Raw genomic sequence first — 20,453 nt, forward strand, 5'->3', positions numbered from 1 at the left:
CTCATGACGCAGAACGCGGTCCGGCCGACGCCGGCCTCACCCACCCCGCCGGGCGGGCACCTGCTGGAGGTACGGGACCTGCACGTGGAGTTCCGCACCCGCGAGGGCGTGGCCCGGGTGATCAACGGGGTGACGTACCACCTGGACGCCGGTGAGACGCTCGCCGTGCTCGGGGAGTCCGGCTCCGGCAAGTCCGTCACCGCGCAGGCGATCATGGGCATCCTGGACACCCCGCCCGCGTACGTGCGCGGCGGGCAGATCCTCTACCAGGGGCGTGACCTGCTCACCCGCCCGGAGGAGGAACGCCGGCAGGTACGCGGCACCGAGATCGCGATGATCTTCCAGGACGCGCTGTCGGCGCTGAACCCGGTCTTCCCGGTCGGCTGGCAGATCGGCGAGTCGCTGCGCGAGCGGGCCGGGATGTCCCGGGCCGACGCGCGCAAGCGCACTGTCGAGCTGATGGACCTGGTCCGGATCCCGGCGGCGGCGAAGCGGCTCGGCGACTACCCGCACCAGTTCTCCGGCGGCATGCGCCAGCGGGTCATGATCGCCATGGCGCTGGCGCTCGACCCGAAGGTGCTGATCGCCGACGAACCGACCACGGCGCTGGACGTCACCGTGCAGGCGCAGATCATGGACCTCCTGGCCGACCTGCGTCGCGACCTCGGCACGGCGCTCATCCTGATCACCCATGACCTGGGTGTGGTCGCCGGCGTGGCCGACCGGATCGCGGTCATGTACGCGGGCCGCATCGTCGAGCACGCCGACGTGCACACGCTGTACCGGGCGCCCGCCCACCCGTACACGAAGGGGTTGCTGGAGTCGATCCCGCGCCTGGACGTGCGCGGCCAGGCGTTGTCGAGCATCCGCGGGCTGCCGCCGAACCTGATGGCGATCCCGTCCGGCTGCCCGTTCCACCCCCGGTGCCCGTACGTCCAGCAGGTCTGTGTGGACGAGGTGCCGCACGACCTGGTGCTCGGCGACGGTCGGACCAGCGCGTGCCACTTCGCGCAGGAGGTGCACGATGACAGCGCCGGCTGAGCCCGCCAAGGTGCGCGGCGAGACCATCCTCGCCGTCGACGACCTGGTCAAACACTTCCCGATCAGCCAGGGCGTGCTGTTCAAGAAGACCATCGGCCAGGTCAAGGCGGTCGACGGCGTCTCGTTCGAACTGCGGCGCGGCGAGACGCTCGGCGTGGTCGGCGAGTCCGGCTGCGGCAAGTCCACGCTGGCCCGGCTGCTCATGCGGCTGGAGACCCCGACCGCCGGGCGGGCCACGCTGGAGGGCCGGGACCTGTTCCGCGCCAAGGGCGCCGAGCTGCGCCGGCTGCGCCGCAACATGCAGATGGTGATGCAGGACCCGTACACCTCGCTGAACCCGCGGATGACAGTCGGCGACATCGTCGGCGAGCCGTTCGAGATCCACTCGGAGGTCGCGCCGAAGCGCAGCCGACGGCAGCGGGTGCAGGAGCTGCTGGACGTGGTCGGGCTCAACCCGGAACACGTCAACCGGTACCCGCACCAGTTCTCCGGCGGTCAGCGGCAGCGCATCGGCATCGCCCGGGCGCTCGCGCTGCGCCCCGAGATCATCGTCTGCGACGAGCCGGTGTCGGCCCTGGACGTCTCCATCCAGGCCCAGGTGATCAACCTGTTGGAGCAGCTCCAGGACGAGTTCGGGCTGTCCTACGTCTTCATCGCCCACGACCTGTCGGTGGTGCGGCACATCTCCGACCGGGTCGCGGTGATGTACCTGGGCCGGATCGTCGAGATCGGCACCGAGGAGCAGATCTACGAGCGGGCCACCCATCCGTACACCCAGGCACTGCTGTCGGCGGTGCCGGTGCCCGACCCGGAGGCCCGCGACCGGCAGACCATCATCCGGCTGAGCGGCGACGTGCCCAGCCCGGCCGAGCCGCCGTCCGGCTGCCACTTCCGGACCCGCTGCTGGAAGGCCGAGGAGGTCTGCGCGGTCCAGGACCCGCAGACCGTGCTCCGGGCCGCCGACCCGCACCCCAGCGCCTGCCACTTCGCCGAGGTCCGCGCCGACGTCTGAGCGCGACGAAGGCCCCGTCCCCCGGAGGAAGAGGGGGCGGGGCCTCCGCTGCGGGCACGCGTGCGGAAGGCGGACCCGGAACGAACCCGAGGCGGACCCGGCGGCGTGAGGCGCGCCGCCGTACCGGTGGACGGGCAGCTCGCGGCGGAAACCGCCGGGTCGACGCGGCGGATTCCGGTGCGGCGCGAGTGCGGCGTCCCGGTGCGGACTGCGGGTTCGGTGCGGCTCAGGCGGCCGGCGGGGCGCGCGCGGCGAGCGGGCCGCGCGGCGGCAGCGGCACGACCGGCGGCCGGGGCGCGGGCACGACGGGCTCCGGGACGGCCGGACCGGCCACGCGCGGGAGCGCGGCCGGGGCCAGGTCGTCCGGTCCGTCGGCGTAACCGAGGCCGCCGCCGTGGTCGTGCCAGGGCCCGGCGGCAAGCTCCGACCAGGACCGTTCGGGGTACGCGGCACGCAGCGCGGCCGGGCTCGTTCCGCTCGCCGCGGCGGCGAGCGCTTCGGCGGGTGGCGCGGCGGCGAGGGCGGGCGGCGCGGCGGCGGGAGCGGGCGGCACGGCGGCGGATGCGCCGAGCGCTTCGACGGTCGCGGCGGCGGCCGGTGCGGTGACGGCGGGTGCGGCGGCCGATCCCAGTCCGGCCAGGACGAACGCCAGCGTGACGACGACGGCGGTCAACCGGTCGCGAACGCGCATGGCACACCTGCCGGTCTCACGGGCGGCGGAGACGGTCGATCGTCGCCGCGCACACGCTAGCAACCGGTTCCGGCGGCGGGCAACGGCGCGACGTCCGGGTGCGTCCGCCGTGTGGACGACAGGCGCACCCGGACGGGTCGGGCCGGACTCGTCAGTGGAAGAAGTGCCGCGTCCCGGTGAGGTACATGGTGACGCCGGCCGCCTTGCAGGCCGCGATGGTCTCCTCGTCCCGGATCGAACCGCCCGGCTGGACGATCGCCCGCACCCCGGCGTCGATGAGGATCTGCGGGCCGTCGGCGAACGGGAAGAACGCGTCCGAGGCGCAGACCGAGCCGCGGGCCCGCTCGTCACCGGCCCGGCTGACCGCCAGCCGCGCCGAGTCCACCCGGTTGACCTGACCCATGCCGACGCCGACGGTGGCGCCGTCGCGGGCCAGCAGGATGGCGTTGCTCTTGACCGCGCGGACCGACCGCCAGGCGAACGCCAGGTCGCGCAGCGTCGCGGGGTCTGCCGGGTCACCGGTGGCGAGCGTCCACCCGGACGGGTCGTCGCCGGGCGCGTCGACAGCGTCCCGCATCTGCACCAGCACGCCGCCGCTGACCTGCCGCCACTCCGCCGGCCGGGTGGCGAACGCGGGCGCCCGCAGCAGCCGGATGTTCTTCTTGGCCCGCAGCACCTCCAGCGCGCCCTCGTCGAAGCCCGGCGCCACGAGCACCTCGGTGAAGATCTCCGCGACCTGACCGGCCAGCTCCACGCTCACCGGCCGGTTCACCGCGATCACGCCGCCGAACGCGGAGACCGGGTCGCAGGCGTGCGCCTTGCGGTGCGCCTCGGCCACGTCCGCGCCCACAGCGATGCCGCACGGGTTGGCGTGCTTGATGATCGCCACCGCCGGCTGGTCCGGGAAGTCGTTGGCGGCCCGCCAGGCGGCGTCCGCGTCGACGTAGTTGTTGTAGGACATCTCCTTGCCGTGCAGCTGCTCGGCCTGGGCCAGCCCGGCCGGCGCGCCCGGGTCGGTGTAGAGCGCGGCCGCCTGGTGCGGGTTCTCGCCGTACCGCAGCACGGCCTGGCGGCGCAGCGCCAGGCCGGCGAACTGCGGCCAGCCGTCCTCGGCCGGCGCCACAGTGGTGGCGAACCAGTCGGCCACCGCCACGTCGTAGTCGGCGATGTCGGCGAAGGCCCGGGCGGCGAGCGCCCGGCGCTGGGCGACAGTGAAACCGCCGTCGGCGAGCGCGGCCCGCACCGCCGGGTACGCAGCCGGGTCGGTCACCACCGCCACCGAGGCGTGGTTCTTCGCCGCGGCCCGCACCATCGCCGGACCGCCGATGTCGATCTGCTCCACGCACTCGTCGGTGTCGGCGCCGGAGGCGACTGTGGCCTGGAACGGGTAGAGGTTGGACACCAGCAGGTCGATGCCGGCGATGCCGTGCTCGTCGAGCTGGGCGGCGTGCGCGTCCTTGCGCAGGTCGGCGAGGAGACCACCGTGGATCTTCGGGTGCAGCGTCTTGACCCGCCCGTCGAGGATCTCCGGGAAGCCGGTGACCTGCTCGACCGGCGTGACCGGCACGCCGGCGCCGGAGATCGTCGACGCGGTGCTCCCGGTCGACACGATCTCCACGCCGGCCTCGTGCAGGGCGCGGGCCAGCTCGGCCAGGCCGGTCTTGTCGTAGACGCTGACCAGCGCGCGCCGGATCGGGCGGCGGCCGGCGTCCTCAGTGGCGTTCACGGGATGGTGACCTTTCTTCCGGTGATCGTCCAGCCTTCACGGACCAGCCGGCCGACCTGCTCGACGAGCTGGCGCCGCTCGGCGGACTTGATGCGCTCGGTGAGCGTGTCCTCGTCGTCGCCGTCGAGCACCGGCACGGCGACCTGGGCCACGATCGGCCCGGTGTCCATCCCGGCGTCGACGAAGAACAGCGTGGCCCCGGTGACCTTCACGCCGTACGCCAGCGCGTCACGGGGGCCGTGGATGCCGGGGAACGCCGGCAGCAGCGTGTTGTGCGTGTTGAGGTAGCGGTCGCCGAACGCGGCCAGGAACTCCGGCCCGACCAGCTTGAGGAACCCGGCGCTGATGACCAGATCGGGCCGGTGCTCGGCGACCCGCGCCGTGAGCGCCTTGTCCCAGTCGGCGCGGGTGGGGTGGTCCTTGAGTCGCTCGACGAAGGACGGCACGCCCGCGGCGGCGGCCCGGTCCAGGCCGGTGATCCCGTCCCGGTCGGCGCCGACGGCGACAACCCGGGCGCCGTAGCCGGGGTCGGCGGTGGCGTCCAGCAGCGCCTGGAGGTTGCTGCCGGAACCGGAGACGAGGACGACGAGGCGGGCGACGGACGCGGGCTCGGTCACGCGGCAACCCTATCGGGCAGGTCAGGCGCTCCGGCCACGGGGAGGCGGGCCGGTCGCGTCACCTCGGGGATGGCGTGCTCGCGGTACGCTGCCGGTCGCCCGGTGTCCGGTCTCTCCCCGGCCCGCACCCCCACGAAGAAAACCGGCACCCGCGTGCCGCCGGACCGAGGAGTACTCGCATGCAGCCCGGATACCCCCCGCAGCAGCCGCAGCAGATCGACAACAACATGACGATGTCCATCGTCGCGATCTTCCTGTTCTGGCCGCTCGCGATCCCGGCCATCATCAACGCGTCGAAGGTCAACCCGCTGATCCAGCAGGGTGACTACGCCGGCGCCCAGGCCGCCGCCGCCGAGTCCAAGAAGTGGTCCAAGTGGGCCCTCATCGCCGGCCTGGTCTGGCTCGGCATCATCGTGGTGATGTGTTGCCTCTTCGGCGGCCTGGCTGGCCTCGCCGGCAGCAGCGGCACCAACTGACGCACAACCGAACCGAACTGAGGAGCACCCAGACATGCAGCCCGGTTACCCCGGACAGGACCCGTACGGCCAGCAGCCGAACCAGGACCCGACCGCTCAGCCGAACGACCCGTACGCCCAGCCGCCGCAGGCCCCGCAGTACGGCCAGCAGCCGCAGTACGGCCAGCAGCCGACCTCGGGCCAGCCGTACGGCCAGCCCACCTCGGGTCAGCCCGCCTACGGCCAGGACCCGTACGCCCAGCAGCAGCCGCCGTACGGCGCGGCGCCGCAGTACCCGGCCGCCGGCTACCCGACCGGCCCGGCCCAGGGCCAGGGCCAGAACAACACCATGGGCCTCGCCGGCATGATCGTCGGCATCGCCTCGGTCGTGCTGGGCCTGTGCTGCCCGCTGCTGGGTGTCCCGGCCGGCATCGTGGCGGTCGTCCTCGGCGTGCTCGGCCAGAAGAAGGTCCAGGCAGGCGAGGCCAACAACGCCGGCCAGGCGCGGGCCGCCCTGATCTGCGGCGCCGTCGGCGTGGTCGTCGGCATCATCAGCGCCATCGCCGGCGCTGCGATCAACATGAACAACTTCGGCGCCTGACCGTCGTTCGAACGAGGGGCGTCCGGCGACCGCCGGGCGCCCCTCGCGCGTCTCTCCCCCCGCGCAGCGCCGGACGGGTCAGCGGGGAGCCGGGGTGGCGCGAGGCGGGGGCGTCGGACGCGCCGGTCGGGTCAGGGTGCGGGTGGCGGCGGCGCCGAGTACCGCGCCCACCGCGATCACCAGGGTGGCCACCACTGCCACCGGCCAGGGCGACGGGCCGACCTCGGCCAGCCGCCCGCCGCCGAGCGACCCGCCGGAGGCCGCCGCGACCAGTCCCAGCAGCGCGCCGGCGACCGGTCCGGCAAGCGCGGCCGGCCCGAGCAGCGCCGGCCATCGCACATCGGCCCGTTCCTCGGCGGCGGCCCGGATCAGCCGCCGGGCCAGGAGCCAGCCGGCCGCCATCGCGGCCAGCACCGGCACCGCGAGCAGCGCGGCGCCGAGCCCGTCCATCGGGCCGCGCGGCAGGCCGGCCAACAGCGGTACGGCCGGCAGCGCGCCGACCGACACCTCACTCGTGCGGACGGCGGTGTCGGTGCCGACGGCGAACCCGGGACCGAGCAGGTAGCTGACCGACCAGGCGATGGCGTTCGGCGCGTACGCGAGGCTGACCAGGGTGATGCCGGCCTGACCGGCCACCCCGGTCCGGTAGGCGCCGATCATGTCGGCCGCGTCGCCGCCGCCGGTGGCCACCGCCAGTCCGGCCGCGCCCGCACCCGCGCCGAGCAGCAGCAGCGCCGCGACCAGCCCGGTACGCAGGCCGTCGCGCAGCGGCAGTGGGCAGCGGGCGGTCAGCAGCGCCCAGACGCCTGTGGTGCGCAGCGCCCCGACCAGGGCGGCCGGTACGCCGAACGCCGCGAACATGAGCGCGGCGGTGACCGGGGAGACCTGCAGGCCGCCCGCGTCGACAGCGAACGCGGCGAGCGCGCCGATCAGCGCGTATCCGATCCCGACGGCGACCGCGACGGTGAGCGCCTGGCGGGGCGAGCCGGCCCCCCGCGCGCCGACGGCCCGGCTGACGTGCACCCCGGCGCGGGTGAGCCGCCAGACGGCGAGCGCGCTCAGCGCGAGCGGGATCAGGCCCAGCGGCCCGGCGGTGGTCTGCAGCGGCACGCCGTGCCCGAGCAGCCAGCCGGCCAGGCCGGCGCGCAGCGCCCCGCCGAGTGAGCCGGCGTCCTCGCTGAGCTGGGCCAGGCCCAGCACGACGGAGACCGGCAGCCACGAGGTCAGCGCGGCCCAGAGCGCCGCCACCCCGGCCGCGACGGGCAGTGGGGCCCGGCTGCGCGGCTCCTCGCCCGAGCGCGGCGCGGGCACCCGTGCGGCCGGACGGGCGCGGCCGGGTGGCCGGTCCCCGGCGCGGGGACCGGTGGCCGGGCGGCGTGGCTGGTCAGGGGTGACACGTGACATCGCGTCTACTCTGGCACGCCGCGGGAAGGACGGCAGTCCGATACCGGGTCGGCAGCGTGGCGAGTTCGCCGAACCCCCGCTCAGCGGTGGTGATCCGGTCTAGCCTCGGCCTCAGACGCGACTTTCCCGTCGCGGCGCCTACCGCTCGGAGGAAGCCGTGCACGCTCCGTATCCGCCACCACCGCCGCCACCGGCCGTCGGCCGGGACCGGACCACGCTCTGGGGCGTCCTCGGCATCGTCTTCGGCCTGTTCTGCTGCGGCATCCTGGGCATCGTCTTCGGCGCGCTGTCGATCCGCGACGCGCGGCGCAACGGCAGGTCGCAGCTGCTCGGCTGGCTGGGCATCGCGTTCGGCGTGATCAACATCGTCGCCAGCGCCATCGTGCGGGCCCGGGGCAACTCGTACTACCCGTACTGGTACCGCTGAACGCGAGGGGGCCGACCGGCTTCCCGGTCGACCCCCTCGGCGCGCGTCGTACGGCCGCTCAGCGGCCGGACATGAGTTCCCGCATCAGGTTGGCGGTCTCGGTCGGGGTCTTGCCGACCTTGACGCCCACCGCCTCCAGCGCCGCCTTCTTGGCGTCGGCGGTGCCCGCCGAGCCCGAGATGATCGCGCCGGCGTGACCCATGGTCTTGCCGGGCGGGGCGGTGAAGCCGGCGATGTAGCCGACCACCGGCTTGGTGACGTTGGCCTTGATGAACTCGGCCGCCCGCTCCTCGGCGTCGCCGCCGATCTCACCGATCATGACGATCGCGTCGGTCTCCGGGTCCGCCTCGAAGGCGGCCAGAGCGTCGATGTGGGTGGTGCCGATGATCGGGTCACCGCCGATGCCGACGCAGGTGGAGAAGCCGATGTCGCGCAGCTCGTACATCATCTGGTAGGTCAGCGTGCCGCTCTTGCTGACCAGGCCGATGCGGCCGGAGCCGGTGATGTCGGCCGGGATGATGCCGGCGTTGGACGCGCCCGGCGAGGCGATGCCCGGGCAGTTCGGGCCGATGATCCGGGTGCGCTCGCCCTTGGACTTGTTGTACGCCCAGAACGCGGCGGTGTCGTGCACCGGCACGCCCTCGGTGATGACCACGGCCAGGTCGATGCCGGCGTCGATCGCCTCGACCACAGCGGCCTTGGTGAACTGCGGCGGCACGAAGATGACTGTGACGTCCGCCCCGGTGGACTTCATCGCGTCCGCGACGGACGCGAAGACCGGTAGCTCGGTGCCGTCGAAGTCGACAGTGGTGCCGGCCTTGCGCGGGTTCACGCCGCCGACCACGTTGGTGCCGGCGGCGAGCATCCGCCGGGTGTGCTTGGAACCCTCGGAACCGGTCATCCCCTGCACGATGACCTTGGAGTCCTTGGTCAGCCAGATAGCCATTGTCAGACCCCCGCAGCTGCCAGCTCGGCGGCCCGCTCGGCCGCGCCGTCCATGGTGTCGACCCGCTGGATCAGCGGGTTGGCCGCGCCGTCGAGGATCGCCCGACCGGCCTCGGCGTTGTTGCCGTCGAGGCGGACGACGAGCGGCTTGGTGGCCTTCTCGCCGCGCTGCTCCAGCAGAGCCAGCGCCTGCACGATGCCGTTGGCGACCGCGTCGCAGGCGGTGATGCCGCCGAAGACGTTGACGAAGACGCTCTTGACCGACGGGTCGGACAGGACGATCTCCAGGCCGTTCGCCATCACCTCGGCGCTCGCGCCGCCGCCGATGTCGAGGAAGTTGGCCGGCTTGACGCCGCCGTGCCGCTCGCCCGCGTACGCGACCACGTCGAGCGTGGACATGACCAGGCCCGCGCCGTTGCCGATGATGCCGACCTCGCCGTCGAGCTTGACGTAGTTGAGGTCCTTGGCCTTGGCGGCCTGCTCCAGCGGGTCCACCGACGCCTGGTCGACCAGGGCCTCGTGGTCCGGGTGCCGGAACGCGGCGTTCTCGTCCAGGGTGACCTTGGCGTCCAGGAGCAGCAGCTTGCCGTCCTTGGTGGTGGCCAGCGGGTTCACCTCGACGAGCGTGGCGTCCTCGGCGACGAACGCCTGCCACAGCTTCACCGCGACGTCGACGACCTGGTCGGCGATCTCGGCCGGGAAGTTGGCCGCGGTGACGATCTCCCGGGCCTTCGCCTCGTCGACGCCGGTGTTGGCGTCGATCGGGGCCTTGACGACCCGCTCCGGGGTCTCGGCCGCCACCTGCTCGATGTCCATACCGCCGGCCACGCTGGCGATGCAGAGGAAGGTGCGGTTCGCCCGGTCGAGCAGGTAAGAGAAGTAGTACTCCTCGGCCACGTCCGCGGTCACGGTGATCATGACCTTGTGGACGGTGTGACCCTTGATGTCCATGCCGAGGATGTCGGTGGCCCGGGCCACCGTCTCCTCCGCGCCCTCGGCCAGCTTCACGCCGCCGGCCTTGCCGCGGCCACCGACCTTCACCTGCGCCTTGACGACCACCCGACCGCCGAGGCGTTCGGCGATCGCGCGGGCCTCCTCCGGGGTAGTGGCGACGCCGCCGGCGAGCACGGGCAAGCCGTGCCGCTCGAACAGGTCCCGCCCCTGGTACTCGTACAGGTCCACGTTTGCGCGTCCCGTCCCGTCTCCGCGGCGCGCCGTCGCGCCGCCACCAGCTTTGGAAAATCAGTTTGACGCCTGTCATCAGAAGAGACAGGCCATTTGCCGCAGCCTAACGAGATGGGAACCGGCGGCAACCGAGCGGGTGCGGGGTGTGCGGTAATGCACAGCCGTCTCCGGCCGGCGCCGGTTCCGGGCGGGTCGCCGCCGGGGAGCCGCCGCGACGGGCGGGTGGCACGCGTCGACGACCGCCGACGTCAGCCGTCCGGGGGATGTGCCGGACCGGGCGTAACCGCCGGTCGGGGGCGTCGTTGAGTGTGATGTCGGAGCGCTGGTCAAGCGCGACGACGGGAGCGGCCGATGCCCTGTCGGTCGAGGGGTGGCGGCGGGGCATCGTGCATAGAGGGGCCGGGCGTGTGAGGGGTGCGTCCGGCCCCTCCCCCGTGCCCGGAGCCGCAATGCGGCGGGTCAGCCGACCGGCTGGGCGACGTTCTCCCGCACCCATTCGACGATCGACCCGGTGGTGGCGCCGGGGGTGAAGATCTTCGCGACGCCGAGCCGCTCCAGTTCCGGCAGATCGGCGTCGGGGATGATGCCGCCGCCGAACACCACGATGTCGGTGGCGTCGCGCTCGGCGAGCAGTTCGAGGACGCGCTTGAACAGCGTCATGTGCGCACCGGAGAGCACCGACAGGCCGACCGCGTCCGCGTCCTCCTGGATGGCCGTCTCCACGATCTGCTCGGGCGTCTGGTGCAGGCCGGTGTAGATGACCTCCATGCCCGCGTCACGCAGGGCACGCGCGACGACCTTCGCGCCCCGGTCGTGGCCGTCCAGGCCGGGCTTCGCGACGACGACCCGGATACGAGAGCTCATCTGCGCACACCTTTCACCAGGACACTGACCTGAACGAACGGTAACCCGGCGGAGCGGAGGGCGGAAAGCGGGGCCCGGACCGTCCCACGCACGGGCCACTCCCCTACCGCTCATGCGCGTACGCGGAAAGCCGGACACCTCCGCCGATCGGTCACTATCCGCGACGAATGGACAGTCGGAGGCCCACCCGACCGGCGGTACGGGATATGACAAGACAGGATGGAAACGGACAAAAGAAACGCCAGTTCGGCGCTTCGGCTTGTGACAGGAGTGGCAGTTGGCTAACGTGTCCACGGTTGTCATCAGGTCCACGGACGGGTGACGACGCGACACCGGAAGTTCGACCGAGCTTCACCGAACGGTCCGGAGTCGCATCGGATCCCCGACAACGGAGGGTGTGCGTGCGCCAGCGCCTGTCGTCTGAGCCCGACCGCTATCGCGGCCGCCGCCGCGTGCCCACCCCCCCGCGGAGCCGCTACGCGGCGGTGGTCACCACCGCATTCGTCGGCGCCGGCATCGTCGCCATCGGCGCGAACGCCCTGCCCGACGCCAAGAGCGTCAACCCCTCGGTCCTCGACGAGCTCCGGCAGGCCTCGGTCGCCAGCCAGGACGCAGCGGCCCGTGCCGACAGCGCCGACCGCGCGTCCCGGTCCGACCGCACCGACAGCAAGATCACCGAGCAGGACCCGTGGCTCCTGCCACTGCACGGCTACGACTTCAAGTCCCCCTACGGCGTGCGCTGGGGCAAGCTGCACACCGGCATCGACCTGGTCGCGCCGGAGGGCACGCCGTACAAGGCGGTCCACGCCGGGACGGTCACCAAGGCCGGCTGGTTCGGCGGCTACGGCTACGCGGTGATCGTGGAGCACTCCGACGGCACCGAGGCCATCTACGGCCACTCCTCCGCCGTGTCGGTCAAGGAGGGCCAGGAGGTGAAGGCCGGCGACCAGCTCGGCCTGGTCGGCAACACCGGCCACTCCTACGGCTCCCACCTGCACCTGGAGATCCATGTCAAGGGCCAGCCGCAGGACCCGGTGGCGTTCCTCAAGGAGCGCGGAGTGGACATCCAGCTCGAAATCGAAGCGATTTACGGCGACGTAGCCGCCTCCTGACGCTCAGTACGCCCCGTCACCGCCCGGATCACACGATCCGGGCGGTTTCGTTTGGCCGAAGTCTGCCACGTCACACCCGCCGATGTGAGCGGGGCCACAGCCGTCGGTGATCGTCTTCGCCGCGGAACCGCCCGTCCGGTCGGGAACCGGGCACGAGGCGACGGCCCGCGCCCCTTGCCCCGGCCACCCGATACCCGCAGCCACCTGCGCCGACACCAGTATTTCGTGGTCACGTGCCCCTCGACTGGTGAAGGATCCCGTGCAGCACAGCAGCCCCACCCCGTACAACGCTCCCGCCCGGCACCGGCGCCCCCGCCGCGCCCGGCGCACCGCATACGTGGTCACCGGCGCGGTCGCCCTGCTCGGCCTCGGCATCGGCGGCGTAGTCACCGTCGCCGACCGCTCCGCACCGACGCCCGCCGCCGTCGACCTCGGCGTACAGGCCCGCGTCGACGACGCGGCCCGCGCCGACCGTTCGGCCCGCGAGCCACTCACCCCGTCCGCCGTCCCGGCCAGCCCGTCGCCGAGCCCGAGCGCGACCACCCCGGCGCCGAAGAAGTCAGCGACCGCGAAACCCAAGCCCAAGCCCAAGCCCAAGAAGACGACAGTGGCGAAGAAGCCGGCCTGGGTCATCCCGATGAAGGGCGCCGGCATCACGTCCTGCTACGGACCCCGCTGGGGCACCCAGCACGCCGGCATCGACTTCGCCATGCCGGCCGGCACCCCGATCCACGCCGCCGCGGCGGGCACCGTGGTCAAGGCCGGCGACGTGGGCGACGGTTACGGCATCTCGGTCTTCATCGACCACCACAACGGCTACCTGACCCACTACGCCCACCAGAGCCGGCTCGCCGTCGCCGTGGGCGACAAGGTCAAGGCCGGTCAGGTCATCGGCTACGAGGGCTCCACCGGCGACTCCACCGGCCCGCACCTGCACTTCGAGGTGCACCAGGGCGCCATGTGGAACCAGATCGACCCGGCGCCGTTCCTGCGCGCGCGGGGCATCAACGTGGCCTGCTGACCGCGCCACGACAGGATGAGGGCCCGGTCCGGCCACAAGCCGGACCGGGCCCGCTCACGCTCAGAGCTTGTCGATGGGCGCGTGCCGCAGCACCAGCCACATGGTCTGGTCGCCGAAGTCGATCTGGGCCCGGGCGCCCGGACCGGCCCCCTCCACCGCCAGCACGCGGCCCAGGCCGTACCGCTGGTGGTTGACCCGGTCCCCGGCCGAGACCTTCGGGGCCTGCTTCAGCTCGCTCGCCGTGGACAGGCGGCTGGCGTCCACGCCCAGCCGCTTCGCCAGCTCGGTCGCCTTGGGCGTACCGCCGGCGAAGCCGCCGCGGCCCAGGCGGTCCGCCCGGCCGCCGACGCCGCCGCCCCCGCCACCCCACGAGGTGTACGACCCCTCGGTGCGCTCCCAGCGGACCAGCTCCGGTGGCAACTCCTCCAGGAACCGCGACGGCGGGTTGTACGCGGGCGCGCCCCACGCCGACCGGGTGACCGCGCGGGACAGGTAGAGGCGCTGGCGGGCCCGGGTGATGCCGACGTACGCCAGCCGCCGCTCCTCCTCCAGCTCGCGGGTGTCGCCGAGCGACCGCAGGTGCGGGAAGACGCCGTCCTCCAGGCCGGTCAGGAAGACCACCGGGAACTCCAGGCCCTTCGCGGTGTGCAGCGTCATCAGCGTGACCACGCCCTGGTGGTCCGGGTCGTCGGAGGGGATCTGGTCGGCGTCGGCGACGAGCGCCACCTGCTCCAGGAACCCGGCCAGGGTGGCCCGCTCGTCGTCGGCGCCCAGCGCCTCGATCCGTTCGGTGTACTCCCGGGCGACGCTCACCAGCTCCTGGAGGTTGTCCACCCGGCCGGCGTCCTGCGGATCGAGGCTCTCCTCCAGCTCGGCCAGGTAGCCCGAGCGGGTCAGCACCGCCTCCAGCACCTCCTCCGGCGTGCCGGTGTCGGCCAGGTCCCGCGCCGCGTCGAGCAGCGCCACGAACTCGGCGATGCCGTTCGCCGCCCGGGTGGAGATGCCGGGCGCGTCCTTGGCCCGGCGCAGCGCGGCCCCGAAGGAGATGCGGTCCCGCGCGGCCAGCGCCTCCACGCACGCCTCGGCCCGCTCGCCGATGCCCCGGCGCGGCGTGTTGAGGATCCGCCGCAGGCTGACCGTGTCGTCGTCGTTCACCACCGCGCGCAGGTACGCGAGCGCGTCGCGGACCTCCTTGCGCTCGTAGAAGCGCACCCCGCCGACCACCTTGTAGGGCAGGCCGACCCGGATGAACACCTCCTCGAACACGCGGGACATGGCGTTGGTGCGGTAGAAGACCGCCACGTCGCCCGGGCGGGTCTCGCCGTCGTCGACCAGCCGGTCGATCTCCCGGGCCACCCAGTCCGCCTCGGCGTGCTCGGTGTCGGCGACGTACCCGACGATCTGCTCGCCGGACCCGGCGTCGCTCCACAGCCGCTTCGGCTTGCGGGAGGTGTTGCGGTCGATGACCGCGTTCGCCGCGTTGAGGATGGTCTGGGTCGAGCGGTAGTTCTGCTCCAGCAGGATGGTGCGGGCGTCGGTGAAGTCCCGCTCGAACTCCAGGATGTTGCGGATGGTCGCGCCGCGGAAGGCGTAGATCGACTGGTCGGCGTCGCCGACCACGCAGAGTTCGGCCGGCGGGATCCCCTCGGTCCCGGAGACCAGCTCCTTGATCAGCACGTACTGGGCGTGGTTGGTGTCCTGGTATTCGTCGACGAGCACGTGCCGGAACCGCCGCCGGTAGCTCTCCGCCACGTGCGGGTGCGACTGGAGCAGGTGCACCGTGGTCATGATCAGGTCGTCGAAGTCCAGCGCGTGGGCCTCGCGCAGCCGCCGCTGGTAGAGCGTGTACGCCTCGGCCAGCGCCCGCTCGTTCGGCCCCTTGGCCCGGCCGGCGAACTCCTCCGGGTCGACCAGCTCGTTCTTCAGGTTCGACACCTGGGCGGCCAGGCCCCGGGCCGGGTAGCGCTTCGGGTCCAGGTCCAGCTCGCGGGCGACCATCTGCATCAGCCGGCGCGAGTCGTCCGCGTCGTAGATCGAGAACGTCGACTTCAGGCCGGCGTGCTCGTGCTCGGCCCGCAGGATGCGTACGCACGCCGAGTGGAACGTCGACACCCACATCATCCGGGCGCGCGGGCCGACCAGCGCGGCCACCCGCTCCTTCATCTCACCGGCGGCCTTGTTGGTGAAGGTGATCGCGATGATCTCGCCGGGGTGCACGTCCCGGGCGGCGAGCAGGTAGGCGATCCGGTTGGTCAGCACCCGGGTCTTGCCGGAGCCGGCGCCGGCCACGATGAGCAGCGGGGAGCCGGCGTGGGTCACCGCGTCCCGCTGGGGGCCGTTCAGGCCGTCGAGGAGGGCCTGCGGGTCCGACCCGGCGGCCCCGGGGCGGCGCGGCGGGGTCGGCCGGGACTCCGGCGCGGGCGGGGACGCGGGGATGTCGAAGAGAGGATGCATCGCAGCCCGAGTCTATGCCGCCGGCCGGACACTTCCCCGCCCGCGGCCGGTCGGCGCGCGGCGGCACGTCTCACCTGTTGGTGCGTCTTCTTGCGCGCCCGCCCGGGTGGTCGGCATACTCGACGACGTGTTCGATCAGCGCTTCTACTTTTACTACGGCACCGGGAGTCCGGCAGCCGTGGGTCGCGCCTGATCACAGACCTACGAAACGCCCCGGGCTCCCCGAGCCCGGGGCGTTTTCGTCCCGGGATCCGGGTACCGGGCCCGAGCCCCGAGAGGGACGACGATGATGACTGACGTGGTGGAGTCCAGCGGCAGCCTGGCGCGCAACGGCCGGCCTGCCGGCGCCGACCCGACCGGCGCCGCGGCGGCCCGGACCGGCACCGACGACGCGGCGGCGGCCGAGCGGATCGGCGAGATCCGGCGGCGGATCGACGAGATCGACAGCACCCTCATCGCGCTCTGGCAGGAGCGGGCCGCGCTCTCCCAGGAGGTCGGCGCGACCCGGATGGCCTCCGGTGGGACCCGGCTCGTGCTCTCCCGCGAACGGGAGATCCTGGAGCGGTTCCGCGCCGAACTCGGCGCCGACGGCACCCAGCTCGCGCTCCTGCTGCTGCGCGCCGGCCGCGGCCCGCTGTGACGTCCGCGGAGACGCCGTGACGCCCCCGGAGACGACGAACCGCCTGCCGGCGTCGAGCTGACGCCGGCAGGCGGTCCGGTTCGGGTCAGGCCGCGTCGTGGGTGACGACGATCTCCCGCTTCTCCGCGAAGTGGCAGGCGCTCGGGTGATCCGAGCCCGGCCGGATCTGGAGCAGCGGAACCTCCTGGGCGCAGACGTCCTGCGCCTTCCAGCACCGGGTCCGGAACCGGCAGCCCGAGGGCGGGCTGATCGGCGAGGGGACGTCGCCCTGGAGCCGGATGATCGCCTTCCTGTCGCGCACCGTCGGGTCGGGCACCGGCACCGCCGACAGCAGCGCCTGGGTGTACGGGTGGGTCGGCCGCTCGTAGATCTCGTCCTCGGTGCCGATCTCCACCATCTTGCCCAGGTACATCACCGCGACCCGGTCGGAGAGGTGACGCACCACCGACAGGTCGTGGGCGATGAAGACGTACGAGAGACCGAACTCGCCCTGGAGCTTCTCCAGCAGGTTCATCACCTGCGCCTGGATGGAGACGTCGAGCGCCGACACCGGCTCGTCGCAGACGATCACCTCGGGGCGCAGTGCCAGCGCCCGGGCGATGCCGATGCGCTGCCGCTGACCGCCGGAGAACTGGTGCGGGTACCGGTTGATGTGCTCCGGGTTGAGGCCGACCAGGTCGAGCAGCTCCTTGACCTTGCTGCGCCGGCTGCCGCGCGGAGCCACCTCGGGGTGGATCTCGAACGGCTCGCCGATCAGGTCACCCACAGTCATCCGGGGGTTGAGCGAGGTGTACGGGTCCTGCATCACCAGCTGGATCTGCCGGCGCAGCCGCCGCAGCGCGCCACCGGAGAGCTTGGAGATGTCCTGGCCCTTGTAGAGCACCTGACCGGCGGTCGGCTTCTCCAGGTTCATCAGCACCCGGGCCAGCGTCGACTTGCCGCAGCCGGACTCGCCGACCACGCCGAGCGTCTCGCCGGCCTTGAGTTCGAAGGAGACGCCGTCGACCGCCTTGACCTGGCCGATGGTCTTCTTGAACACCACGCCCCGGGTCACGGGGTAGTGCTTGACCAGGTCACGAACCTCGATGATGTTCTCAGTCACGGTTCACCAGTTCCTCGGCGAAGTGGCAGGCGCTGGCCCGGCCGTTGCCCAGTTGCAGCAGCGGCGGGACCTTCTCCCGGCACACCGGCTGCGCCATCGGGCAACGCGGGTTGAACGCGCAGCCCGGCGGGATGTTCATCAGGTTCGGCGGGAGGCCCTTGATCGTGCGGAGCTCCTGCCCCTTCTCGTCCATCCGCGGGATCGAGTTGAGCAGGCCGAGCGTGTACGGGTGTGCCGGCTTGCGGTACAGGTCGTAGACGTCGGCTTCCTCGACGATCCGGCCGGCGTACATGACCGCGATCCGGTCCGCGACGTCGGCGACCACGCCGAGGTCGTGGGTGATCAGGATCATGCCCATCTGCCGTTCCCGCTGGAGCTCACCGAGCAGGTCCATGATCTGGGCCTGCACTGTCACGTCCAGGGCGGTGGTCGGTTCGTCGGCGATCAGCACCTCGGGGTCCAGCGCCAGCGACATGGCGATCATGGCGCGCTGCCGCATACCGCCGGAGAACTGGTGCGGGTAGTTGCTGAACCGGCCCTTGGCGTTGGGGATCTTCACCTGGTCGAGCATCTCGATCGCGCGCTTCTTGGCGTCCGAGCGGCTCATGCCGCGCCGGATGCGGAACTGCTCGGCGATCTGGAAGCCGACCGTGAAAACCGGGTTGAGGGCCGAGAGCGAGTCCTGGAAGATCATGGCGATGCCCTCGCCCCGGATCCGCCGCCGCTGCTCGGGGGACATGGTGAGCATGTCCTTGCCGTGGAAGCGCACCTGGCCACCGGTGACGAACCCGGGCGGGGTGTCCAGGATGCCCATGATGGTCTGCGCGGTGACGCTCTTGCCGGAGCCCGATTCGCCGAGCACGGCGAGGGTCTCCCCCGCCTCGACGTGGTACGTGACTCCGTTGATGACCTTGGCGACGCCGTCCCGGGTACGGAACTCCACCCGAAGGTCGTCGACCTCGAGCAGCCGGCCCGAGGGGCGGCCGGATCCGTCGGCGCCCGGCGAGGACTGCTCGGACACGAGAATGTCGGACAACTCAGTTCCCCTATCGGAGCTTCGGGTCGAGGGCCTCGCGGACCGCCTCGCCGAGCATGACGAAGCTCAGCACGGCGGCGACGAGGAACGCGGCGGGGAAGAACAGCAGGAAGGGCGAGACCCGGATGTAGTTCTGCGCCTCGCTGATCATGATGCCCCAGGAGACGACCGGGCTCTTCAGGCCGATGCCCAGGAACGAGAGCGTGGCCTCCGCGCCGATGAACGAGCCGACCATGATCGTGCCGTAGACCAGAAGCGGGGCCAGGCAGTTCGGCAGCAGGTGCTTGAGGATGATCCGGCCGGTGCTGGCGCCGAGCGCGCGGGCCGCGACGATGTAGTCGGCCTCCTTGGTGGAGAGCACCGAGGACCGCATCAGCCGCATCACCACCGGCCAGCTCAGCACGCTCAGGGACAGGATGACCAGACCCATGATCGTCCACTCGCCGTTGTCGCTGCCGGACCCGTTGAACGTGGTCAGGATGACGATCGAGCCGAGCACGAACGGCAGGCCGAAGAAGATGTCCGCGATACGGGACAGCAGCGCGTCCACCCAGCCGCCGCGGTAGCCGGCGATGATGCCCATCGTGCCGCCGACGAGCAGCGTCAGGACGGTGGAGACCACTGCCACCACGATCGAGGCGCGGGCACCGTAGATGACCCGGGCGTAGACGTCGCGGCCCTGCACGTCGTAGCCGAACCAGGCGGCCGACGACGGCTCGACCCGGCTGCGGTCCAGCGAGCCGTTCACCGCGTCGCCGGAGGTGAACAGCCACGGGAAGGCCGCCATCACGAGGAACACCAGGATGATCGTCGCCGAGATCCAGAACAGCGGCTTGCGGCGCAGGTCGATCCAGGCGTCACCGAGCAGGCCACGCGGCTTGTTCTGCTTCGCGCTCTCCGGCAGGCCCGCGTTGGTGGGCGCGCCCGACCCCGCCTCGGTGGGCATGGTCGCGGGCGGCGTCGACACGATCGACGCGGTATTCGGGTCACTCATGCCCGTACCTCGCTGCGCTCGGCACGGGCGTGGTTGCCCGCGCAGACTGCTGGGACGTTTCGTACGCTGCGGCGGTCACTCATAGCGGATCCTCGGGTCGAGGGCGGCGTAGAGCAGGTCCACCACCAGGTTCATGATGAGATAGACGAGCACCAACACCACGACGATGCCGACAACGGTAGCGCTCTCCTTGGTGACGATCGAGCGGAGCACCTGCCGGCCGATGCCGTTGATGCCGAAGATGCCCTCCGTCACGATCGCGCCACCCATCAGCGCGCCGAGGTCGGTGCCGAGCAGGGTGACCACCGGGATGAGCGAGTTGCGCAGCAGGTGCACGCCGACCACGCGGCGCATCGGGAGGCCCTTGGCGATCGCGGTGCGGACGTAGTCGGCACGCCGGTTCTCGGCGATGCTCGTACGCGCCACGCGGGCGATGTACGCCATCGATGCGCTTCCGAGCACGAAGCCCGGCACGATCAGTTCACTGAACCGCATCTCGTTGGACACGGTCGGGTTGATGATGCCCCACTTAACACCGAGCAGCCACTGCAGCACGAAGCCGATGACGAAGACCGGGAGGGCGATCAGGAAGAGGGTGGAGACCAGGACCAGGTTGTCCAGGAAGCCGTTGCGCCGCAGGCCGGTCAGGATGCCCGCGCCGAGACCGATCACGGCCTCGATGGCGAGGGCGACCACCGCCAGCTTCAGGGTGTTCGGGTACGACGTGGCGATGATGTCGCTGATCTCGCGACCGCCGAACGTGATACCGAAGTCACCCTGCATAAGGTTCTTCATGTAGCTGGCGTACTGCACCCAGATCGACTCGTCGAGGTTGTACTTCTCGGTCATCATGGCGCGGTAGTTCGGCGGGCAACCGCGGTCGCCGCACTTGCCGGCGAAGGGGTCACCGGGCACTGACCAGACGAGCCAGTAGATCAGGAACGTCGTACCGATGAACACCGGGACGAGTTGCAGCAGCCGTCTCAAGAGATAACGGCCCATGGGGTGGTCCTCCAGACAGGGAGCGCCGGGGCGGGCCGGCGCGACGGCGACAACGTTGCGAGGGGTTCGTTGTACACCCCCTCGCGGAACGGCCCCGGGCCGGACTCACCGGTAGGCGAGCCCG

20 protein-coding genes are annotated in these 20,453 nt (G+C 72.0%); 8 read left to right on the top strand and 12 right to left on the bottom strand.

Annotation, left to right across the window (positions count from 1 at the left end):
- Positions 1–3: 3 nt before the first annotated feature.
- Together FHU28_RS30290 and FHU28_RS30295 are read left to right on the top strand one after the other, a co-directional pair.
- The gene (locus FHU28_RS30290) at positions 4–1,041 is read left to right on the top strand and encodes an ABC transporter ATP-binding protein (protein ID WP_184688436.1); all 1,038 of its coding nucleotides are present in this window, start codon (positions 4–6) and stop codon (positions 1,039–1,041) included.
- Positions 1,025–2,053 carry an ABC transporter ATP-binding protein gene (locus FHU28_RS30295; protein WP_184688439.1) on the top strand — a complete coding sequence of 343 codons (1,029 nt, stop codon included), beginning with the start codon at positions 1,025–1,027 and terminating at the stop codon, positions 2,051–2,053. Before FHU28_RS30290 ends, FHU28_RS30295 begins: the two co-directional genes overlap by 17 nt.
- Before the next feature lie 226 nt (positions 2,054–2,279).
- On the opposite strand, the gene FHU28_RS30300 is transcribed toward FHU28_RS30295, so the two are convergent.
- The 3 genes from FHU28_RS30300 to purN all read right to left on the bottom strand — a co-directional run bounded on the left by FHU28_RS30300 (position 2,280) and on the right by purN (position 5,087).
- On the bottom strand, positions 2,280–2,744 hold the full coding sequence (locus FHU28_RS30300) for a hypothetical protein (RefSeq protein ID WP_184688441.1): 465 nt from the start codon (positions 2,742–2,744) through the stop codon (positions 2,280–2,282).
- A gap of 151 nt (positions 2,745–2,895) precedes the next feature.
- Positions 2,896–4,470 carry a bifunctional phosphoribosylaminoimidazolecarboxamide formyltransferase/IMP cyclohydrolase gene (gene purH, locus FHU28_RS30305; RefSeq protein ID WP_184688443.1) on the bottom strand — a complete coding sequence of 525 codons (1,575 nt, stop codon included), beginning with the start codon at positions 4,468–4,470 and terminating at the stop codon, positions 2,896–2,898.
- Complete coding sequence (purN, locus tag FHU28_RS30310) at positions 4,467–5,087, bottom strand: phosphoribosylglycinamide formyltransferase (RefSeq protein WP_184688446.1); 621 nt, start codon at positions 5,085–5,087, stop codon at positions 4,467–4,469. Before purN ends, purH begins: the two co-directional genes overlap by 4 nt.
- A 179-nt stretch (positions 5,088–5,266) precedes the next feature.
- On the opposite strand from purN, the gene FHU28_RS30315 reads away from it, so the two are divergent.
- A complete protein-coding gene (locus FHU28_RS30315; protein ID WP_073828855.1) occupies positions 5,267–5,563 on the top strand; it encodes a CD225/dispanin family protein in 297 nt (98 codons plus the stop codon).
- Positions 5,564–5,597: 34 nt separating this feature from the next.
- Positions 5,598–6,143 carry a DUF4190 domain-containing protein gene (locus FHU28_RS30320; RefSeq protein WP_184688448.1) on the top strand — a complete coding sequence of 182 codons (546 nt, stop codon included), beginning with the start codon at positions 5,598–5,600 and terminating at the stop codon, positions 6,141–6,143.
- 78 nt (positions 6,144–6,221) lie between these two features.
- Here the strand turns inward: FHU28_RS30320 and FHU28_RS30325 are convergent, their stop codons facing one another.
- Positions 6,222–7,547, bottom strand: a complete 1,326-nt coding sequence (locus tag FHU28_RS30325; protein WP_184688450.1) for a cell division protein PerM — start codon at positions 7,545–7,547, stop codon at positions 6,222–6,224.
- 157 nt (positions 7,548–7,704) lie between these two features.
- Between FHU28_RS30325 and FHU28_RS30330 the strand changes: the two genes are divergently transcribed.
- The gene (locus FHU28_RS30330; RefSeq protein ID WP_135241993.1) at positions 7,705–7,974 is read left to right on the top strand and encodes a DUF4190 domain-containing protein; all 270 of its coding nucleotides are present in this window, start codon (positions 7,705–7,707) and stop codon (positions 7,972–7,974) included.
- Positions 7,975–8,032: 58 nt separating this feature from the next.
- Here the strand turns inward: FHU28_RS30330 and sucD are convergent, their stop codons facing one another.
- The 3 genes from sucD to icmB all read right to left on the bottom strand — a co-directional run bounded on the left by sucD (position 8,033) and on the right by icmB (position 10,968).
- Positions 8,033–8,920, bottom strand: coding sequence for a succinate--CoA ligase subunit alpha (gene sucD, locus FHU28_RS30335; RefSeq protein WP_030501510.1), 888 nt, complete (start codon positions 8,918–8,920; stop codon positions 8,033–8,035).
- 2 nt (positions 8,921–8,922) lie between these two features.
- The gene (gene sucC / locus FHU28_RS30340; protein WP_184688453.1) at positions 8,923–10,101 is read right to left on the bottom strand and encodes an ADP-forming succinate--CoA ligase subunit beta; all 1,179 of its coding nucleotides are present in this window, start codon (positions 10,099–10,101) and stop codon (positions 8,923–8,925) included.
- 462 nt (positions 10,102–10,563) lie between these two features.
- Positions 10,564–10,968 carry a coenzyme B12-dependent isobutyryl CoA mutase small subunit gene (icmB, locus tag FHU28_RS30345; RefSeq protein ID WP_073828860.1) on the bottom strand — a complete coding sequence of 135 codons (405 nt, stop codon included), beginning with the start codon at positions 10,966–10,968 and terminating at the stop codon, positions 10,564–10,566.
- 401 nt (positions 10,969–11,369) lie between these two features.
- Between icmB and FHU28_RS30350 the strand changes: the two genes are divergently transcribed.
- Both FHU28_RS30350 and FHU28_RS30355 read left to right on the top strand, forming a co-directional pair.
- Complete coding sequence (locus FHU28_RS30350; protein WP_184688455.1) at positions 11,370–12,080, top strand: M23 family metallopeptidase; 711 nt, start codon at positions 11,370–11,372, stop codon at positions 12,078–12,080.
- Between the two features lie 259 nt (positions 12,081–12,339).
- Complete coding sequence (locus FHU28_RS30355; protein ID WP_376700852.1) at positions 12,340–13,101, top strand: M23 family metallopeptidase; 762 nt, start codon at positions 12,340–12,342, stop codon at positions 13,099–13,101.
- A gap of 60 nt (positions 13,102–13,161) precedes the next feature.
- Here FHU28_RS30355 and pcrA read toward each other — a convergent pair whose 3' ends face one another.
- A complete protein-coding gene (gene pcrA / locus FHU28_RS30360) occupies positions 13,162–15,555 on the bottom strand; it encodes a DNA helicase PcrA (protein WP_184688459.1) in 2,394 nt (797 codons plus the stop codon).
- A gap of 286 nt (positions 15,556–15,841) precedes the next feature.
- Here pcrA and FHU28_RS30365 point away from each other — a divergent pair, with 286 nt between their 5' ends.
- Positions 15,842–16,195 carry a chorismate mutase gene (locus FHU28_RS30365; protein ID WP_184688461.1) on the top strand — a complete coding sequence of 118 codons (354 nt, stop codon included), beginning with the start codon at positions 15,842–15,844 and terminating at the stop codon, positions 16,193–16,195.
- 85 nt (positions 16,196–16,280) lie between these two features.
- On the opposite strand, the gene FHU28_RS30370 is transcribed toward FHU28_RS30365, so the two are convergent.
- From FHU28_RS30370 to FHU28_RS30385, 4 genes are all read right to left on the bottom strand, one after another.
- Positions 16,281–17,297, bottom strand: a complete 1,017-nt coding sequence (locus FHU28_RS30370) for an ABC transporter ATP-binding protein (protein ID WP_184688463.1) — start codon at positions 17,295–17,297, stop codon at positions 16,281–16,283.
- Complete coding sequence (locus tag FHU28_RS30375) at positions 17,290–18,318, bottom strand: ABC transporter ATP-binding protein (RefSeq protein WP_184690052.1); 1,029 nt, start codon at positions 18,316–18,318, stop codon at positions 17,290–17,292. Before FHU28_RS30375 ends, FHU28_RS30370 begins: the two co-directional genes overlap by 8 nt.
- Positions 18,319–18,343: 25 nt before the next feature.
- A complete protein-coding gene (locus FHU28_RS30380; protein WP_184688465.1) occupies positions 18,344–19,327 on the bottom strand; it encodes an ABC transporter permease in 984 nt (327 codons plus the stop codon).
- Positions 19,328–19,402: 75 nt separating this feature from the next.
- Entirely contained in the window at positions 19,403–20,329 is a 927-nt protein-coding gene (locus tag FHU28_RS30385) for an ABC transporter permease (RefSeq protein ID WP_184688467.1), read from the bottom strand.
- Positions 20,330–20,453: the final 124 nt, after the last annotated feature.

Source organism: Micromonospora echinospora, assembly GCF_014203425.1.
Taxonomy (GTDB): Bacteria; Actinomycetota; Actinomycetes; order Mycobacteriales; family Micromonosporaceae; genus Micromonospora; species Micromonospora echinospora_A.

Excerpts from the sequence above, each read along its gene's own strand:
- FHU28_RS30290 (WP_184688436.1), top strand. The coding sequence starts at position 4 with ATGACGCAGAACGCGGTCCGGCCGACGCCGGCCTCACCCACCCCGCCG.
- FHU28_RS30295 (WP_184688439.1), top strand. The coding sequence starts at position 1,025 with ATGACAGCGCCGGCTGAGCCCGCCAAGGTGCGCGGCGAGACCATCCTC.
- FHU28_RS30300 (WP_184688441.1), bottom strand. The coding sequence starts at position 2,744 with ATGCGCGTTCGCGACCGGTTGACCGCCGTCGTCGTCACGCTGGCGTTC.
- FHU28_RS30315 (WP_073828855.1), top strand. The coding sequence starts at position 5,267 with ATGCAGCCCGGATACCCCCCGCAGCAGCCGCAGCAGATCGACAACAAC.
- FHU28_RS30320 (WP_184688448.1), top strand. The coding sequence starts at position 5,598 with ATGCAGCCCGGTTACCCCGGACAGGACCCGTACGGCCAGCAGCCGAAC.
- FHU28_RS30325 (WP_184688450.1), bottom strand. The coding sequence starts at position 7,547 with ATGTCACGTGTCACCCCTGACCAGCCACGCCGCCCGGCCACCGGTCCC.
- sucD (WP_030501510.1), bottom strand. The coding sequence starts at position 8,920 with ATGGCTATCTGGCTGACCAAGGACTCCAAGGTCATCGTGCAGGGGATG.
- icmB (WP_073828860.1), bottom strand. The coding sequence starts at position 10,968 with ATGAGCTCTCGTATCCGGGTCGTCGTCGCGAAGCCCGGCCTGGACGGC.
- pcrA (WP_184688459.1), bottom strand. The coding sequence starts at position 15,555 with ATGCATCCTCTCTTCGACATCCCCGCGTCCCCGCCCGCGCCGGAGTCC.
- FHU28_RS30365 (WP_184688461.1), top strand. The coding sequence starts at position 15,842 with ATGATGACTGACGTGGTGGAGTCCAGCGGCAGCCTGGCGCGCAACGGC.
- FHU28_RS30380 (WP_184688465.1), bottom strand. The coding sequence starts at position 19,327 with ATGAGTGACCCGAATACCGCGTCGATCGTGTCGACGCCGCCCGCGACC.
- FHU28_RS30385 (WP_184688467.1), bottom strand. The coding sequence starts at position 20,329 with ATGGGCCGTTATCTCTTGAGACGGCTGCTGCAACTCGTCCCGGTGTTC.